Genomic DNA, 2,498 nt, shown 5'->3' on the forward strand with positions numbered 1-2,498 from the left:
CAAATTCCGAATCGGCATATTGTCCAATCAAAAATTCTTTATTTCTTTGGACTTCATATAATCTCATTTTTTTGTTGACAATATCAGTTTTACATCTTATAGACATATCGAAATACACATTGTCTTTATCATAATTTTTTTGATAGACAGAAACTTCTTTTAACGATTGGTTATCATTTTCAACGATAAAAAGATTAGGATCCTTCTTTAAGAGTTCAAGCACATTCATCATGGACTCCACTTCCTTACAGAAACAAGTTCAATTAAATCTTCTTCAATTAATTCATTAATTGTATAAGGTTTCCCATTTTCATGGTATTTTACAAATTGTGTTCCCCCGCCTGGTCTGCCAAACCAAGGCGCAGCTTTACCAGATTTAACACTAAAGTCTTCCAATACTCTATAAACGTAATAGTTTGCTTCGTCACTATGCAATGCGAGCGCTCTCTCTTCATACGGAACACCCTTTGGAGAAAAGAAGCCTCCAGTTGGTTCTCCATATCTATCTATTAACATTCCTTCTTTCAGGATTGTGTCAACCGGTTCTTCTGCGAATCCATCATTTGGAGGCCATATTACTTCTCCAGTTTCTTGATTATAATATTTTGGATTATCATATACATCTTTATATTTAAGGTACTTTTCCTCACTGGGTGGATACATCCATTTTTCAATTTTCGCTTTATCACCTGGACTTAAACCTTTTGAATTATCTTTAATTTCTTTTATGTCCTCCAAATTCACCCCATCGACCTTGCTCAAGTATGCCCGGATTTTGTTTTCCACCGCATGCGTATTTTCCGCCGGAACCTTAACATCCCCAACCCCTTCCATGGCGAATCCCATTTGCCGGTCAGGGATCGCATTTTTCAGATTTGTTATGGCGTTGTCTACGAATCGGCCGACTTGCAACGCACCGTTTGCTGCGCCGATTTTCAAATGCTGCGGCACTTCTAATTCATTAGCCTCCTACTCGATGTTTAGTAAATTCCCACCTTGTGAAAATCAGAGTATGACTGATTTCTTATGTGTTATAGTTTTAACTCTACTTTTTGGCACCCAATCCATAAATGTATCTCGATCTTTTCTGTCTAGATCTAACTCAACTCCTATTGTAACATCAGATGTAGCAACAAGATATTCATTAACATTTTCATTTAATATTTGCACCTCTAGTCCATCAATCACTCCAATAAGTTCTATTTCATAAATATCTTCTATCTCATTCTGTTCAACTTCTTTAATATACACTCTAGGGAGATTACTAATGTCATAATTATCTGGATATTTTTTTTCGTTAAACCCCTTATCTAAATTTGTTGCATTATAGCTAATTAACCTAACTTTATTCTCTATTAATCTAGCCTTATAGTCCTCACCTTTATATTTGGCATATAATCCTTTTTTCAAAATAATCCCTCCAGTAATTATTGTATCGGAACAAATCTACCAACGTCTTCATCATATATAGCGCGTAAAAATTCTTTTCCATTGATTACTTCATACAATTCAGCCCCATCTTTTGGAGCAAAGTAACCTTTAAATTTCCATTCAGGAACTCTCATTTATCCACAAATCCCAACTTTAACGATTCTGGATCCTACTTATTATTATTAGATTTCCATCCATATTACGAGTCATTTCATATTCTTTTCCCTTATAAGTGGCGAAACGGCCTTTTCTGATCATGTTTATTCACCTCGGTAATTTGATAGGATTGTCTATTTATGGAAAAAAGGGGTGTCTAATAAGTCGTTTTTACGGCTTATTGACACCCCCATTAATGTTTTAGAAAAGTTGATATATCGGTGTTTATGATTTTTTGTTTTCAATGGCGATTTGACTTTCTGGACAGCCCTTCAAAAATTCTGTCGATCCCTCTATTAAAAAATTTTATGCTCTACCACATTTATTGACAGAAAATATTTTATGTTTCTATTACTTAAATACCTTATTGTTCTTGCTAATCTTAAAATAACAACTTTACTGTTATAAGCCTTTTTATAAAGTTATCAAGGGCATCACTTTCATTATTAAATATTACTTCCGAACCTGTTACAATATTGGCTCTTTATTATCATGGATAACATAAAAAGGATTCAAAAGCCCCTCTTCTCTGAACCATTTATTACGGTCAAATTTAATTTCCATTAATTATTAATTTTATTTCAACGACATGGAATAGCTTAGAAGCTTTGGATAAGTAGTGCGGTCAAATTAAAATGTTTATTTTCTATCTACCTATTTTTCCCATCGTTATCATATATAAAAATTTGAAAATTTGATTCTCATTTCCCCTTTCGATAATTGAAAAATTTTGTCTTTCATCCACATTATATAAGATCCAATTATCACCTTCTAAGTAGCAACCTGTTGAAAATGGTACATTGGTTTTTCTACCAATAACAATATTCAATTCTTCCAAATCTATGCCTAACTCTTTTATTTTATTTTCATATTCAGTTCGTGTCATTTTTTACCAACCTCCTTTATTTTGT

At 33.1% G+C, this 2,498-nt stretch carries 5 protein-coding genes; all 5 read right to left on the minus strand.

The features are described 5' to 3' along the window. On the minus strand, positions 1-232 hold a 232-nt coding region (locus tag FB379_RS18185), incomplete at its 3' end, for a hypothetical protein (protein WP_144598578.1). Next, complete coding sequence (locus FB379_RS18190; protein WP_066251017.1) at positions 229-951, minus strand: TNT domain-containing protein; 723 nt, start codon at positions 949-951, stop codon at positions 229-231. The genes FB379_RS18185 and FB379_RS18190, both read right to left, overlap by 4 nt. A gap of 54 nt (positions 952-1,005) precedes the next feature. Continuing rightward, positions 1,006-1,410: a hypothetical protein gene (locus FB379_RS18195; protein WP_066251015.1), complete on the minus strand. Its 405-nt coding sequence runs from the start codon at positions 1,408-1,410 to the stop codon at positions 1,006-1,008. Positions 1,411-1,427: 17 nt separating this feature from the next. Beyond that, positions 1,428-1,565, minus strand: coding sequence for a hypothetical protein (locus FB379_RS18525; protein WP_158640224.1), 138 nt, complete (start codon positions 1,563-1,565; stop codon positions 1,428-1,430). Positions 1,566-2,233: 668 nt separating this feature from the next. Beyond that, the gene (locus FB379_RS18200) at positions 2,234-2,473 is read right to left on the minus strand and encodes a hypothetical protein (protein WP_066251013.1); all 240 of its coding nucleotides are present in this window, start codon (positions 2,471-2,473) and stop codon (positions 2,234-2,236) included. Positions 2,474-2,498: the final 25 nt, after the last annotated feature.

It is taken from the genome of Aeribacillus composti (assembly GCF_007827555.1).
GTDB lineage: Bacteria > Bacillota > Bacilli > Bacillales > Aeribacillaceae > Aeribacillus > Aeribacillus composti.

Bases quoted from the DNA above. Each gene is read 5' to 3' on its own strand.
- FB379_RS18525 (WP_158640224.1), bottom strand. From the start codon at position 1,565: ATGAGAGTTCCTGAATGGAAATTTAAAGGTTACTTTGCTCCAAAAGAT.
- FB379_RS18200 (WP_066251013.1), bottom strand. From the start codon at position 2,473: ATGACACGAACTGAATATGAAAATAAAATAAAAGAGTTAGGCATAGAT.